Origin of the sequence: Pseudogemmatithrix spongiicola (assembly GCF_030623445.1) — a bacterium.
Lineage (GTDB): Bacteria > Gemmatimonadota > Gemmatimonadetes > Gemmatimonadales > Gemmatimonadaceae > Pseudogemmatithrix > Pseudogemmatithrix spongiicola.
In genome coordinates this window covers 826,995-841,935 of the sequence record NZ_CP130613.1, presented here as the reverse complement: position 1 = coordinate 841,935, position 14,941 = coordinate 826,995, and the positions used below count along the sequence as shown (strand labels likewise).

Annotated in this window: 12 protein-coding genes; all 12 read right to left on the bottom strand. The window is 68.7% G+C overall.

Annotation, left to right across the window (positions count from 1 at the left end):
• Window positions 1-21: 21 nt before the first annotated feature.
• Window positions 22-984 (bottom strand): DUF4384 domain-containing protein, encoded by a 963-nt coding sequence (locus Strain318_RS03775; protein WP_367887196.1) that lies wholly within the window; start codon window positions 982-984, stop codon window positions 22-24.
• Entirely contained in the window at window positions 971-1,843 is an 873-nt protein-coding gene (locus Strain318_RS03770; protein ID WP_367887195.1) for a DUF4384 domain-containing protein, read from the bottom strand. Before Strain318_RS03770 ends, Strain318_RS03775 begins: the two co-directional genes overlap by 14 nt.
• Window positions 1,840-4,695, bottom strand: coding sequence for an Ig-like domain-containing protein (locus Strain318_RS03765; RefSeq protein ID WP_367887194.1), 2,856 nt, complete (start codon window positions 4,693-4,695; stop codon window positions 1,840-1,842). The genes Strain318_RS03770 and Strain318_RS03765 overlap by 4 nt, the downstream gene beginning before the upstream one ends.
• Window positions 4,695-7,232 (bottom strand): caspase family protein, encoded by a 2,538-nt coding sequence (locus tag Strain318_RS03760; RefSeq protein WP_367887193.1) that lies wholly within the window; start codon window positions 7,230-7,232, stop codon window positions 4,695-4,697. Before Strain318_RS03760 ends, Strain318_RS03765 begins: the two co-directional genes overlap by 1 nt.
• A gap of 21 nt (window positions 7,233-7,253) precedes the next feature.
• A complete protein-coding gene (locus Strain318_RS03755) occupies window positions 7,254-7,943 on the bottom strand; it encodes a hypothetical protein (RefSeq protein ID WP_367887192.1) in 690 nt (229 codons plus the stop codon).
• A 130-nt stretch (window positions 7,944-8,073) separates the two neighbouring features.
• On the bottom strand, window positions 8,074-8,640 hold the full coding sequence (locus Strain318_RS03750) for a hypothetical protein (RefSeq protein WP_367887191.1): 567 nt from the start codon (window positions 8,638-8,640) through the stop codon (window positions 8,074-8,076).
• Between the two features lie 253 nt (window positions 8,641-8,893).
• Window positions 8,894-10,174, bottom strand: a complete 1,281-nt coding sequence (locus Strain318_RS03745) for an adenylosuccinate synthase (protein WP_367887190.1) — start codon at window positions 10,172-10,174, stop codon at window positions 8,894-8,896.
• A 197-nt stretch (window positions 10,175-10,371) separates the two neighbouring features.
• Window positions 10,372-11,247, bottom strand: coding sequence for a dihydrodipicolinate synthase family protein (locus Strain318_RS03740; protein WP_367887878.1), 876 nt, complete (start codon window positions 11,245-11,247; stop codon window positions 10,372-10,374).
• 1 nt (window position 11,248) lies between these two features.
• Window positions 11,249-12,313, bottom strand: a complete 1,065-nt coding sequence (locus Strain318_RS03735; protein ID WP_367887189.1) for a type IV pilus twitching motility protein PilT — start codon at window positions 12,311-12,313, stop codon at window positions 11,249-11,251.
• A gap of 25 nt (window positions 12,314-12,338) precedes the next feature.
• The gene (locus Strain318_RS03730; protein ID WP_367887188.1) at window positions 12,339-13,379 is read right to left on the bottom strand and encodes a D-2-hydroxyacid dehydrogenase; all 1,041 of its coding nucleotides are present in this window, start codon (window positions 13,377-13,379) and stop codon (window positions 12,339-12,341) included.
• Window positions 13,376-13,942, bottom strand: a complete 567-nt coding sequence (locus Strain318_RS03725) for an MgtC/SapB family protein (protein ID WP_367887187.1) — start codon at window positions 13,940-13,942, stop codon at window positions 13,376-13,378. The genes Strain318_RS03730 and Strain318_RS03725 overlap by 4 nt, the downstream gene beginning before the upstream one ends.
• Window positions 13,935-14,927, bottom strand: coding sequence for a tryptophan--tRNA ligase (gene trpS, locus Strain318_RS03720; RefSeq protein ID WP_367887186.1), 993 nt, complete (start codon window positions 14,925-14,927; stop codon window positions 13,935-13,937). The genes Strain318_RS03725 and trpS overlap by 8 nt, the downstream gene beginning before the upstream one ends.
• Window positions 14,928-14,941: the final 14 nt, after the last annotated feature.

The window sequence follows — 14,941 nt, the reverse complement described above, 5'->3', positions numbered from 1 at the left end:
GCCTAGGGCAGGCGCAACGTGCTATCGCGCGCGAATCTCGTAGCCTGCCACCGCGCGGCTGCGCTCGGCGCGCGGGATGCGGAGCAGAACCCGATTGATCTGCTCCAGCGAGAACTTCGCCGTAAACGCATCCTGGGCCCGGAACGGCGCCGGACCATCGCCGGTGTAGAAGATGGCGAAGAGGAGTTCGGATTGCGCGGCGCCGAAGCGCGGCTCGAGTTGCGCCTTGAGTTCGTAGTTGGCGCCCGGCCTCGGGATGGACCGTCGCGTCCCCGGCGCGAGCCGATTCGACGAATCCGCTTGGTTGGGGAAGATCAGCCACGCCGACCCATCCTGCAGCACCGAGAACAGGTAGAGTCGCGTGGCGTCGGACGCCTCCGCCGTGATGCGGATGCCATCACCCTCTCGGTACACCAGCTGGTCCGTGCTCACCGACGCCGTGAGGCCGGCAGCCTCCGTGCCCGCGTCGCAGGCGACGCGGGCCTCGTAGAACACCGTGATCGAATCCGCGTGCGGCCGCGCCGCACGATGCCGTTCCTCCACGATGACGCCGGCGGCGTCCTGCGAGTAGAGCTCGAAGAAATGGTCCCGGTACTCGCGGCTCTCGCCGTTCGCCATCGCCTCGTACTGCGCCCGCGAGGTCGTCGTCGCGATCGTGATGCCGACAGCCTGCTGCACCGCCAGCACGCGAGCCTCGCTGAGCAGCACCTGCTCCATCTGCGCGCGGGAGCGGTCCGCCGGCACGAAGCGGGCGAGCCGGATGCGCTGCCACTCCTGTTCGAGGGTCGGCCCGCAGCTCGCGCTTCGCGGTTGCCCGGAGGACGCGGGCCAGGGATCCGCAGCGGGCGCCGCCGCGGGCGCGGGGCGCGCAGCAGGCGGCGACGAGCAGGCGAGGCTCAGGACCGCCGTCGAAGCAGCGGCCGTGAAGAGCACCCGATGCAGGCAGCGCGACAAGGCGCAGCCGCGCCGCTCAGCGGTCGGCACGGCTGCGGATCTCGTACCCGGCCAGCACGCGACTGCGCTCCGACCGCGGCACGCGCAGCAGCACGCGATTGATTTCCTCGAGGGTGAACTCCTTCTGGAACGCGTCGGCACTCCGGAAGAGCTCGGGGCCGCGGCCGCGGTAGAAGATCCCCATCAGCATCTCGCTTTGCGACGGCCCGAACCGCGAATCGAGTTCGGCGGTGAAGCTGTACGGCGCGCCGGTGCGCGGGACGAAGCGGGCGTCGCCGGCACCGAACGCGTTGTTCAGGTCCACGCGGTTCGGGAAGATGAGCCGCGCCACGCCGTCCTGGGCGATCGAGAACAGGTACACGCGCGCGGAATCCGACACCTCGACGCGGATCGTGATGTAGTCCTTCTCGCGGTACGTGTCTTGATTCGTCGAAACGGACGCGGTGAACCCCGCGGCCTCGGACCCGGACTCGCAACCGACGCGAGCCTCGTAGGCGATCGACAGCGAATCCGCCCCGCGGCTGGTGGTCGTGTGCTTCTCCTCGACGATCAGGCCGGCCGCATCCTGCGAGTAGAGTTCGAAGAAGTTGTCGCGGTACTCACGCGACTCCCCGTTGGCCATCGCCTCGTACTGCGAGCGCGTGGTGCTCGTGGAGACCGTGATGCCGACGGCTTGCTGCACCGCCTGCCGCCGCGCCTCACCGAGCAGCACCTGCTCCATCTGCGCGCGCGACTTGTCCGGCGGAATGAACCGCGTGACGCGCAGGCGCTGCCACTCCTGCTCGACGCCCGGCGAGCAGCGCCCGGCCTGGGCGCCGACGGGTGCGGCGCCCAGGAGGAACAATCCGATGATGGCGACCCCGACCTTCATGTCACCGACTGGCCTCACTGCCGCCCTCGGTGTCGCGCAGGAGCCATGAGCGGCGCACCCATGTTCACGGATGGCGAGAGCAGCGACGGCGCCTGGATGCTCAGCGGCGACGTCGAGATGGTGAGAGTGTACGTCCCCGTCTGCGCCGTGCTGCTGAAGTGCGTCGTCTTGATCTCGAAGAAGCCACCGGTGCTGGCCGTGTAGGTCATGAGCGAGTTCGTGCCGCCCGCACCGTCATCGTCGAACGCGACCTGCGTGGTGACGGTGTCCGCGTTCGTCGCCCAGAGTTCGAGGTACGTATCGATCGTGGACGACATGCCGACCGTGATCTGCTGTCCGGCGTTCAGGCGCACGCGGAAGCGGCCCTCGCGCTTGCCCAGCCGCGTGCAGGATGACGCATCCCAGCTGCTGCCGATGCTGATGCCGTTGCCGATGATGGTGAACAACGACTGGCAGGCCGGCGGCACGCTGGTCGCCACCGACGAGCTGAGCGAGTAGCTCACGGGCGGCGTGGTCGCGTTCCCGACCGCGAAGATGAAGGTCCCCGAGCCGAACAACCGATTCGCAGTGCCCGCGGCGCTGAAGCGCGTCCAGAAGTATGGCGTGCCCGTGCCCGCGCTGTTCTGCGTGGTGTACGTGACGAGGTCCACGGTCCCACCCGAGGGCGTCACCGGGAAGGTGATGTAGGCACTCGACGCCCGCGAGAACGAGAACCGGTCTTCCCAGAAGTTCGTCTCGAACAAGCAGTCGCTCGTCGTGACCTGGCCGTTGATGGTCGAGCCCAGCGTGTACGCCGTCGCCGTGCACGGATTGACGGTGATGTTCACGGTGGCCGTTGCCTGGCCGATCACGCCCTCGACCGTGGCACGGATCGTGGCGGTGCCGTTCGCCACCGCCGTCACGAGGCCGCTGGCGCTCACCGTCGCCACGGCCGTGTTGAGGCTGCTCCACGTGACCGTGCGGCCCGTGAGCGAGACGTTCGACGCATTGCGCGGGTCAGCGGTCAGCTGCTGCGTCGCGCCTGCTGCATTGAGCGTGAAGGTGGACGGCGTCACGACCACCGCGTTGACGTCGGTGGTGACCGTGATGGCACGCGTGCCCTGCACGCCCTCGCTGGTGGCGCGGATCGTCGTCGAACCCACGCCGACTCCCGTCACCACGCCCGTCGCGCTGACGGTCGCGATGGACGTGTTGTCCGAGGACCACGTGACCGTGCGACCGGTGAGGACGTTGTTGGAGGCGTCGCGGGTCGTCGCGGTGTACTGGATCGTCTGGCCGCGCACGACTGAGGTTGCGGCACTCGTCACGGTCACGGACGCCACCGCTGCCTGGGCGATCGTGAACGTGGCACTGTATGCGCCCGACGTGCCGGCTACCGCCGCCATCGTGCGCACTTCGTAGTTCCCCGTCGACGGCGCGGTGTACACGAGGCGCGCATTGACGCCGCCGCCACTGTTGTTGTCCGAGGCAAGATCCACGCCGCCCTGCGTGATGTACACGATGGGATCGATTGCCGTGGAGTTCTGCGTGACCGTGATCTGCTCGCCGGCCTGCAGCGCGACAAGCCACGAATGGAACAGTCGCGACGACGACTGGCAGTCCCCAGCCGCCAGTGCGCGGTTCACCGAAATCGTCGTGGAGCCGTAGATGATCGGGATCGTCCGGCAGGCAGCCGCCGGCCACGACGCGGACTGCGCCGGATCGGAGGCCGGCACGTTGAACTCGTAGTTGAACGGCAACGCGAAGCCGCTCGTGCGGATGCGGAACCGCGTCGTGCCGCCGCCCGCGACGGTATAGGCGAAGTTGCCGCCGCCCGCCGGCAGTGCATCGCTCGTGACCACGCCAGGCCGCAGCTCTCGCAGTACGGAGACCTGACCGGCGGCCGTCGGCTGCGGCATCGCCCAATAGATGAGCCGAGTGCTCGGCTCGGTGGACCGGAAGAGATCCTCAACGCCGCCGCCCGCCACCCCACAGTCGCCGGAGACCAGGGACCCGTTGACCGTGGGCCCGAAATTGTACGGGGTGGGGAAACACACGTTCACGTTCGCCGTTGCGTTGCCATTCACCCCATCCACCGTCGCCCGGATCGTCGTCGACCCCGGACGCACGGCCGTCACCAGCCCACTCGCGCTCACCGTCGCGATGGTCGTATCCAAGCTGGACCACGTGACGGTAAGGCCCGTCAACGCCGTGTTCGCGGCGTTGCGCGGCGTAGCCGTGTACTGCTGAGTCGGGGTCGTCTCCGTCAGGGTCGCCGTGGTCGGCGCCACCTGCACCGTCGCGACGTCCGTCGCCACGGTGATCGTCAACGTACCATTGATGCCGTCAACGGTCGCCGTGATGACGGCCGACCCGACCCCAACGGCCGACACGAGCCCAGACGTCGACACCGTCGCCACCGACGGGCTCGCCGACGACCAGTTCACCGTGCGACCCGTCACGACCGCACCGCCCGCCGTCCGCGGCGTGGCCGTGAGCTGCACGGTCTGCCCGCGCACAATCGATGAATCCGGCGCCGTCACCTGCACCGACGCCACCGGCGGCGCCACCGTGACCGCCACCGATCCGGCTCGGCCGAGTACCGTCGCCGAGATGTTGGCGGTTCCCGCGCCCACACCCGTCACCAACCCGGTGGGGCTCACGGTCGCAATGGAGTTGTTCGACGACGACCACGTCCTCGGCTCGCTCGTCAACGCACGACCGCGCGTGTCGACGGCATTCGCCGTCGCTTGCGTGGTGCCACCCTGAAGGATCGTCGACGATGCGACCGTGACAGTCACCGTTCCCGCCTCCGGCGGCTCCACCGTGATCTCCGGCACGCACGAGATCAACGCAACCGCGGCCACGAGGCCCCACCGAAGCTGACGCATTACGGCTGCCCGCCGGCCGGTGCCGGACGCAGCACACGGCTGCCGGTGCCGAACACCTGAGGCGTCTGATCGCGCCCGTGCAGGCGGCGCGCCTCGTATGGGATGCCGTACGACTGGTCCGTCAGGAAAGCCTTCATCTCGTCAACCGTCACGCCGTTGCCATCCTTGTCCGCGGCACCCTGCAGCCCCTTCAGGAAGAAATACGTCAACAAGCCGTGGTTCTTCTCGTCGTACCAATTGGCCAGCTGCTGGCCCTCGGCGGCCGCGATGATCGTCGCATTCCCGCCCTGGAAGCGCTGCGCCGGATCATTGACCTGGATGCCGATCGGTGAGGCCGACCGAATGAGCATGTCGCCGTTGCCCGTTGCACCCGAGAAGCACGCATCGAGCACCACGGTCACGTGCTTGGCTCCCATCGCCGCCAGGTTCTCGTAGAGCACATCCACGCTGAAACCGGTCGTCGAGAGGAACGACGCGTCGGCATCGGACGGCATGATGTAGGCCTTTCGCTCGCTGGCGTCCGGTGCCCCGTGACCCGAGTAGAAGACGAAGACCTCGCTCACGCCCGGACGGATCTGGCTGCGCAGGCGACCGTTCGGATTGTTCTGCACGCCGAAGGTCGTGCGCAGCTGGGTGCCGGTGGCATTGTTCAGCCGAATGATGTTCCCGGGGCGGATTCCCAGTGCCTTCTGGGCGTACTGGGCCATGACCTCCGCATCGTTCGCCGCGAACTGCACCGGCGGAATGTCGCCCTGGTACGTTGCGTTGCCGATGATCACGGCGATCGCGTTGGGGTTCTCGGCCACGGTCGGGATGTTCTGCAGGAGGTCGGACCCGAAGCTCCCCGCGGCCGCCGACGCGCCGCCCGGCACGGGCCGCGGTGCCTGCACCGCGACCACCTGCGCCATGCCGCGCGAGGCGCTGTTCAGCGCCAAGCCGAGGTCGCGCGCCGGCACGTTGTAGCGCCCCGAACCTTCGGTGACGGCCGCCGTCAGCGCGAACGCCGTCGCGCGGTTGTTCGGCAGCACCTCGACCTTGATGTCCTCGTACTGCCCCGGACGCATCGTGCCGAGCTCGCGCGTGATCGTCGGCGCCTGGAAGTCGTCCGTGAAGAACACGTTCTCGCCGCGGGCGATCGTCACCCGCACGTTCTCCGCCTTGCCCTCGCCGCGGTTCTGCACGCGCACCGTGACCGTCGCCTGCGTGCCCGGCGCGATGATCGTCTTGCCTTCGCCATCCACCGCCTGCGCACCGAGGATCTGCAGGTCCGGTGGCCGATACGCCAGCACCGGCACCTGGAGCTGCAGCGGCTGCGAGTCGAAGCCATTGCCTTCGACGGCGATGATCTCCAGCGCCGCCTGCTCGTCAATCACGTCCTGCGTGGCCACCACTTCGATCACGGCCTCACGGACATCGCCCGGCGCGACCGCGCCGAGCTGTCCCGGCTGGAAGCGCAGGCGCGAATTCGACTTGGCCTCGACGCGCACGTTCACGCCGGCCCCGCGCCCCGAGTTGCGGAGCCGCACGCGCACCGTGGCGCGCTCGCCGGCGGAAATGATCGAGTCTCCGTCCGCATCGGCAAACGACACGTTCTCGATGCGCAACTGCGGCGGCTGCGAGTTCGTCCGCCCGCCGACCACCTGCGTGCGCTGCGTGTTCAGGAACGTCACGAGCGGAAGCTCTTGGTTCGCGCGGATCGCGCGATCGTTCGCCGAAGCCACTTCGCGGCGACGCGACTGGTCCTCGTCGAGCGACTTCTGCACGTCGTCCTTGATGCGCTGCTCCCGCTGCTGCACCGCACGCTCGTAGGCGGTACGCTCCGTGGCGTACTGCGCCTGGTCCCGCGTGAAGCTCTCCTGCTTCCCACGGTATCCGCCGCGGCGGATCATGTGGATCACGCCCGTGCCGACCAGCGCACCGATGCCGGCCGCGCCCGCCCGGCAGCTGGCGAGCGGTCCGAGCGAGTGCTGCCCCGGCGCATAGTACTGCCCGTTGACGTAGCCGCCCGACGGCGACGGCGACGTGAACTTCTGGTCGCACAGCGCCGCGGAGCCCGCGAACGCCGCACCGCCGGCCAGCGCACCGCCGATCAGGACGCTGCCGAAGAACCCCGGCCGACGCGGCTGCACCGGCGCGACCGGCTCGCGAGGCATCGGATACGCATTCGACGCCAACAGCTGCCGCTGGACCTCCGCCTCCGTGCGCACCGGTGGCAGCGGCTGCGTATCGCGCGGCATCGTCATCTCAACCTTGATCCGCGAGCCCGCGGGTACGTCGAGCGACAAGCCGCGCATCCGCGCGCCGCGGCCCACCTCGATGCGCACGCCGTTGCCCGGCTGGATGCGCAGCGTGGACGGCGTCGTCCCCAGTTGCCGGCCGTTCACCAGCACCGGCTGGCCGACGCTGTCCGCGATGACCTCGATCTCGGCGGTGTTCGACTGCTGCGCCGCGAGGGTGAGCGGGGCAACAAGCACCAGCAGTGCCGCACGGAGCGCGCGACCAGTCAAGGTGACGTAGGTGGGGACCATGGCAGTCATCCTCTCCAGCAGTGGGGAACCTTACCGCGTCCGAACGGCCAATACGCGGCCGCGGACCAGCACATAGCAGTTGTTGGCATCACGCCAGCGCGACACCACGGACACCGAACCCAACTCAACGGCCGTGCTGACCTGCAACACCGCGCGCTGCTCTTCTTCCGTCTGCTCCATCAACGAACGCATACGTGCACCGGCGTTCAGGGCCAGCGTTTGCCGCCCGTGGCGCTCGGCTTCATCCCATCCATAGTACTCCCGGAAGTACGCAGTTGACACCCCTACCGCGTACCACCAGTCGCCGTCGGCCGCCGGCGGCACCTGGATCCAGCCCGGGGGCTCCGAACCCAAGGTCACCAGCCCGCTCGGCAACCCCGGGCCCGTGGAGTCTGGGGTCACCGCGACCACGTGCATGCCGCCCACGGTCACGCTGCCTTTCACGAACACCGGGAAGCTGTCGGCGAGGGGCGTTTCCTGGCTGTCCTCGCCCTGACTTTCCAGTGTCTCTCCAGCCACCGCCTCGAAACCCTTCTCCACCACCAGCCGCATCCGGCTCGTCAGCCGAGCCCGCGCGTGCGCATCGATGACCGCCACGCTCTCCGCCGCCGCCTTCGTCGTATAAGCCGGGGCATAGCCCACCGTCAACCCGCTCACCCCACCCCCCTGCACGAACCAGACGGGGTACGCGTAGCTGACCGGCGCCGCGCGAAGCGTCACCGTGGCCGGCTGACGGGGTCCCCCAGCACAGGCAAGTCCCGCCAGCAGCAGAGCCACTGTCGTCAGCGGCAGCCACCGGCGGGACCAGCGCGTCTCCATCTGAAGAACTGGTACGACTACAACCGAACGCTTACGGATTGCCGCTGCGCTGCGACTCCTCGTAGGCCTTCACCTGACGATCCAGCTCCTCGAACGCCTGGGCCGCACGGAAGCGCGTGTACATCGCCTGGTTGGAGCGGATGCGCTGCATCAGCGCCTGGTTCGCGGCACCGATCGGCATTTCCACCAACACGAAGGCGCGGTACGTCACGCCGTTCTGCTTGATTTCCTGACGGCTCACGCGCGACCCGTTCAGCGTCTGGTTCACGACGCCGCGGTAGGCCGTGCGGAACTGGTCAAGCAACTCGGACTCGGCGCCCAGGCCCGTCTCTTCCTGGAAGCGCTCGGAGAGACCCTGGAACTTCGTCTCCATCTGCTGCGCGATGCCGTTGCGGCCGTCGGCCGTCGCCTTGTTCACCGCAAGCTGCAGGTCACGCGACTCGGAGGTCGCCGCCTGATACAGCATATTCGGGTCCGTCGGGATCGACGTGTACCACGTCGGGATGTCCGGGTTCGGCGTCGGACCGGGAGTCGCGCCGCCACCACCACAGGCAGCAGTCACGAGCACGAGCGAGGCAGCGAGTACAGCGCGCTTCATACAGTCCCTCCAAGGACATGTGGGGCGGGCGTTCACCCACGGCGACGACGCGGTGTCGTCGCCGGGGTCCCAACCGAGGCTAAATGTTTCCCGCAGTGTGGTGCGGCGCAAGATGCGCAGGGGACTGCTATTGGGCTGTGAGCGGCCTCACACGGGGCGGCACTCGGCGTCGCGAAAGTGCTTGAGCGTCAACCGACCGTCAGCCAGACGTCACGCCGACACCGTGCCTGGCGCACGCCGGCCGGCGTGCGCCCTACAGCCCGATGATCTGGTCCCGCCGCGTCCCCACGCTCACGTACTGCGCCGGGCACTCCACCAGCTCCACGATCCGGTCGAGATACACCCGCGCCGCCCGCGGCAGGTCGCTGAGCTTGCGCGCCGTCGACGTATCCGACTTCCAGCCGTCGAACCACTCGTACACGGGCTCGATTCCCTCCAGCTCCGCGAGGTCGCCAGGGAACTCGGACATCACCTCGCCACCGACCTTGTAGCCCGTGCACAGCGCGATCTTCTCGAAGCCGTCCAGCACGTCCAGCTTGGTGATCGCCAGCCCGGTGAGGCCGTTCACGCGCACCGCGTAGCGCACGACCACGGCATCGAACCAACCGCAGCGCCGCGGACGTCCCGTCGTGGCGCCGAACTCGTTGCCGACCTTCCGCAGTTCCTCACCGGTGGCATCCGTAAGCTCCGTGGGCATCGGACCGCCGCCCACGCGCGTCGTGTAGGCCTTCACCACGCCGATGACGGCATCGAGGGAGCGCGGGCCGATGCCCACGCCGATCGCCGCGCCGCCCGCCGTCGTGCTTGAGCTGGTCACGAACGGATACGTCCCGTGATCCACGTCGAGCAGCGAGCCCTGCGCGCCCTCGAGCAACACCGCCGCGCCCTGCTTCTGCGCACGGTGCACCGCGAGTCCCACATCCTCGGCGATCGCCAGCAGCCGCGGCGCGATGCGCTCCAGCTCGGAGAGCGTGAACGCCGCGTCAGCGCGCTTGCTCGAGCCGAAGCCCGAGAGGATGTGATTCGCGTGGGCGGTTCCCCGCTCCACCAGCGCCTTCAACCGCGCCGGGTTGCGGAGGTCGAGCACGCGCACCCCGCGCCGCGCAACCTTGTCCTCGTACGCCGGCCCGATGCCGCGGCCCGTCGTGCCGATCGCCTTGCTCGCCGCGCTCTCCTTGTCCACCAGCTTGTGGTACGGCATCACGAGATGCGCGCGGTCGCTCAAGTAGAGGCGCCCCGCGACGTCCACGCCGTTCGCCACCAGCGCGTCGACTTCCTCGAACATGCCCTCCGGGTCCAGCACCACCCCGTTGCCGATCGCGCAGCGCACGCCGGCATGCAGGATGCCGCTCGGCACCTGGTGCAGCACCGTGGACTCATCGCCCACGTGCACCGTGTGGCCGGCGTTGGCGCCGCCCTGGTAGCGCACCACCCAATCGGCGCGCTCGGCGAGCACGTCCACGAGCTTGCCCTTGCCCTCGTCGCCCCACTGGGCGCCGACAATGACAATGGTACGGGTCTTGGAATCGAACATGTTCGGTCAGGCGGAAGACGCAGCCAGGCCCCACGGACGGGCACAAAAAAACGCCCCGCGGATGCGCGGGGCGTAGAAAGAATCTATGGCGTGAAACGGCGAACGGCAACTGCAACCGCCATTACCACGAAGGCACGGAGACACGAAGGAACCAGTCCTTCGTGTCTCCGTGTCTTCGTGGTGAAGTCGTTTGGGGTTCAGCCGGCGAGCGCGGCAGCGACTTCGGCGCGCCCCGCCGCATCCAGCGGCAGCAACGGCATGCGCGGCATTCCACCCACCTTGCCGACGGCCTCCATCGCCGCCTTCACGCCGGGCACGCCAAGCTTGGCCACGATCACATCGGCCATCGGCTTGAGCCGCGCCTGCGCCTTCGCGGCGCGCTCCGGCTCGCCGCCGCGCACGGCCTCGAGCACCTCGAGCGCAAACCCTGCCGCGAACAGCGAGACCGCGAGGATGCCGCCACGCGCCCCGGCCTCAAGCCCCGCCTGCAGGCCGCTGCCGCTGCCCGTGAGCACACTGAAGGTGGGCGACTGCGCCTTGAGGAATCCCTTGAGCATGTCGAGCACGCCCGAGCTGTCCTTGATGCCGATTACGTTGCCGTGCTGCGCGAGTTCCGCCACCAGCTCCGCGGACAGCGCGAAGTGCATGTACTTCGGGATGTTGTAGAGGATCACCGGCAGCGGCGATTCGTCCGCCACGCGCCGATAATGCGCGCGCAGCACCTCCTCCGTCATCGCATTCGCGTAGTAGTGCGGCGCGACCACCAGGACGGCATCGGCGCCGCTCGCCTTGGCCTGCTGCGTCCGCGCCACCGTCTGCCGCGTGCTCTCGCCGCCGCAGCCCGCGATGACCAGCTTGCCCGCCGGCGTGTGCTCGCGAGCCGTCGCCACCAGCGCCCCGCGCTCGGCTTCGCTGAGCAACGCCGCCTCACCCGTCGAGCCCGCGACCACCATGCCGTCCAGGCCCTCCGCGATGTGCGAGCGCACGTTCGCGGCGAATCCGTCGAGATCGAGGTCCTCGGAGCCCGCGTGGAAGGTGGAGATGACCGGCGCGAAGATTCCCTGCAGCTGCATCTCAGCCACCCATGTTGAACTTGAGCGCCAGGTCTGACGGGCGCGTCGAGGCCGCCAGCGCGACCTTGAGGTCGATGACGTCCTCCTTCACCAGCTGCTCGAGGTGCTGGTCGAAGGTCTGCATGCCGTACTGCTCGTGGCCCGCGGCGATGTAATCGCGGATCTCATTCACCTTGTCGCGGTCGAGCATCAGGTCGCGGATCGTCGGCGTGACGATCATGATTTCCAGCGCCGCCACGCGCCCGTTGCCGTCCTTCCGCGGGAGCAAGCGCTGCGAGATCACTGCATGCAGCGACTCCGCCAACCGCACGCGCACCACGTCCTGTTCCTCGGGCGGGAACATGGCCATGATCCGCAGCACCGTGCTCTGCGCATCGGGCGTGTGCACCGTCGAGATCAGCAGGTGCCCCGTCTCGGCGGCCTTCATCGCCGTGTCGATCGTCTCGGCGTCGCGCATCTCGCCGATCAACACGACGTCCGGATCCTGGCGCAGCGCCGCGCGCAGCCCCATACGGAAGCTCTCCGTGTCCACGCCGATCTCGCGCTGCGTGACGGAGCTCTGCAGGTCGCGGTGCAGGAACTCGATCGGGTTCTCCAGCGTCACGATGTGCTTGTTGTGATGCTGGTTGATGTGGTTGATCATCGCCGCCATCGTCGTGCTCTTGCCCGAGCCCGTGACGCCGGTGACGAGGATCATGCCGCGTTCGGCCTCCGACACCTGCTTCAGCACGCCGGGCACCGCGAGGCGCTCGAAGCTCGGCACCTCGAACGGGATCACGCGCATCACGATCATGAAGCTCGAGCGCTGCCGCAGGATGTTCACGCGGAAGCGCCCGATGCCCGGCGCGCCCCACGAGCAATCGTAGTCGTTGATCTTGTCGATGCGCGCGCGGTCGTCTTCGTTGGCGATGAGCCGCAGCGCGATCGCCTTCGTCTGGTCGGGCGTCAGCGCCTGCTTGGTGAGCGGCACCAGCTTGCCGTCGATGCGCGCACGGAACACGTCGCCTGCCTTGATGTGCAGGTCGCTGGCCCCACGCTCGACTGCCGCCTTGATGATCTTTTCCATCGCGCCCGTTGGTGCCTAGTGGTGCTCAGTAACCGGCGCGCTTGTCCACCAGGTTGCGGAGGGGATCCCCCGCCCGGTAGCGCGCCCAGTTGTCGAGGATCAAGTCCTGCAGCCGGTCCCAGAACCGGCGCGGCGAGACGCCGCTCACATGCGGCGTCCAGACGACCCGTGGAAGCTGCCACAGCGGGCTATCCGCCGCCAGCGGTTCCTTGGCGAACACGTCGAGCACCGCGCCGCGGATGCGGCCCGCCACGAGGCCGTCGACCAGCGCGGCCTCATCCAACAGGGCGCCGCGCGCCACGTTCGCGACGATCGCGCCGGGCTTGAGGCCCTTCATGCGCCGGGCATCCAAGACCGATCGCGTCTCCTCCGTCAGCGGCGTGGCCAGCACCACCACGTCGGCGAGCGGCAGCAAGCCATCGAGCTCGCTGAGCCCGTGGATGGCATCGAACCCCGGTGGCAGGCCGAGTCCCGGCCGTCGGCGCACGCCGCTGACACGCGCCCCAAGCGCGGAAAAGCGACGGGCAATCTCGCTACCCAAGCCGCCCGCACCGACCACGAGCACGTGCAGTTCATCCACCTCGCGCACCAGCGCGCGCGGCGTCGCGAAGGCGCTCTGGTCCCAGACCTTCTCGCGACGCATCTCCTCGGCGAGATCGAAGGCCCGCAGGAAGTGCAGCACGCCAGCCAACACATGCTCGGCGATCGTCGGGCCATAGAGCCCCGCCGCGTTCGTGAGTTGGCACGCGCCGTTCCGCATCTCGTCGAACAGGAGCGTCGCCACGCCCGCGGTTCCGGTCTGCACCCAGCGGAGCTTCGCGCCCGCCAAGAACAGCGCCCGCGGCATGCCGAAGCCCACGTAGACCTCGGCGTCAGGAATCACGCGCAACGACTCCTCGCTCGGCGCCTGCGCGCCGTCACCGAAGGAGTCCGTGACTGCCGAGACGATGTGCACGCGCCAGCCCGCGGGCGTGGCATCGGTGATCGCCTGCGCGACGCGGTCCGGCAGGTTGAAGGCCTGCGCCGTGGAGCGCAGGTCCACGACCATCAGGCGCTCGCCGCTCACGCGTCGTCGCCTTGGTGCGGGCGATCGCTCGCCCGCCGGCGCTGCGAAGCATCGCCACCACGCCGTCCGCCGGTCCGCGCGTCGAACTCGTCCGGTGGAATGCCCTCAGCGGTATCGCTGGGCCGGTCCAAGAAGCGCCGCTCGATGTAGCCCATGCCCTCGAGCACGACCATCACGGTGATCGTCGCGGCCAGCGCCTCGAAGAGGAACCCGGCGCCCGCCGTGAGACCGATCGCCGCGACGACCCAGATGGTCGCCGCGCTCGTCAGGCCGGTGATCGTGCCGCGCGTGTGCAGGATCGTCCCCGCGCCGAGGAAGCCGATGCCCGTCACGACCTGCGCCGCGATGCGGCCGGGATCGCCGCCGCTTGGGCCGGCGATGCGCATCGAGAGGTCCATGAGCAGCGCCGATCCGAGGCAGATGAGGATGTTGGTGCGCAGGCCCGCCGGCTTGTGCCGCAGCTCGCGCTCAAGCCCGATGGCGCCGCCCGCGAGGATGGCGATCAGCAGCTTCGCCCCGAGGTCGAGGCGAAACACCTCGATCCACTGCGCGAATTCATCCACGCGCGTCGAGCCCCATCTTGTCCTTCACCGTGCGGATCGTCTCCTGCGCAACCGCCCGTGCCTTGCGACCGCCCTCGGCGAGCAACGCGTCCACCTGCTTGGGATTGGCCTGCAGCGCCTCGGCCCGCGTGCGGATCGGCGTCAGCTCGGCCACCATGTTCGCGTGCAGCACCTTCTTGCAGTCGATGCAGCCCCACTTGGCGCCGCGGCAGTTCTCGTCCACTTCCTTCACCGTCTCGGCGCTCGAGAACGCCTTGTGCAGCTCGAAGACGGTCTTGCAGTTCTCCGGCGTGCCGGGATCGGTCTTCCGCTGCCGCGCCGGGTCGGTGATGGCCGGCCGCAGCTTGTTCCACATCTCGTCCGGCGTCTCGAGCAGGCCGATGGTGTTGCCTAGCGACTTGCTCATCTTTGCCTGGCCGTCGAGCCCGACGATGCGCCGCGTCGGCGTGAGCTTGGGCTGCGGCTCCGGGAAGTACGGCGCGTCGGGCGAGAAGCGGGCGTTCCAGTTGCGGGCCACGACGCGCGAGAGTTCGAGATGCTGCACCTGGTCTTCGCCGACGGGCACCGTGTCGGCGAGGTACAGCAGGATGTCCGCCGCCTGCAGCACGGGATAGTTGAGCAGGCCGGCCATGACTTGCTCCTGCTTGCCCGCCTTGTCCTTGAACTGCACCTGGCGCTCGAGCTCGCCCAGCGGCGTGACCGTGTTGAAGATCCACTGCAGCTCGGTGTGCTCCGGCACGTCGCTCTGGACGAACAGCGTGCACTTGGCCTCGTCGAGGCCGGAGGCCAGCAGCGAGATCGCCATGTCGCGGGTGCGGCGACGCAGGTCGTCCGGCAGGTACGCCACCGTGATGGCGTGGTAGTTTACGATGCAGAAGAACGACTCGTGCTGGCCCTGCAGCGCGACCCAGTTCTTGACGGCCCCGAGGTAGTTGCCGATGTGCAATTCGCCCGAGGGCTGGATCCCGCTGAAGACACGCGTCATCCCACGAAGTTACG

Bases quoted from the DNA above. Each gene is read 5' to 3' on its own strand.
- Strain318_RS03765 (WP_367887194.1), bottom strand. From the start codon at position 4,695: ATGCGTCAGCTTCGGTGGGGCCTCGTGGCCGCGGTTGCGTTGATCTCG.
- Strain318_RS03760 (WP_367887193.1), bottom strand. From the start codon at position 7,232: ATGACTGCCATGGTCCCCACCTACGTCACCTTGACTGGTCGCGCGCTC.
- Strain318_RS03750 (WP_367887191.1), bottom strand. From the start codon at position 8,640: ATGAAGCGCGCTGTACTCGCTGCCTCGCTCGTGCTCGTGACTGCTGCC.
- Strain318_RS03745 (WP_367887190.1), bottom strand. From the start codon at position 10,174: ATGTTCGATTCCAAGACCCGTACCATTGTCATTGTCGGCGCCCAGTGG.
- Strain318_RS03740 (WP_367887878.1), bottom strand. From the start codon at position 11,247: ATGCAGCTGCAGGGAATCTTCGCGCCGGTCATCTCCACCTTCCACGCG.
- Strain318_RS03735 (WP_367887189.1), bottom strand. From the start codon at position 12,313: ATGGAAAAGATCATCAAGGCGGCAGTCGAGCGTGGGGCCAGCGACCTG.
- trpS (WP_367887186.1), bottom strand. From the start codon at position 14,927: ATGACGCGTGTCTTCAGCGGGATCCAGCCCTCGGGCGAATTGCACATC.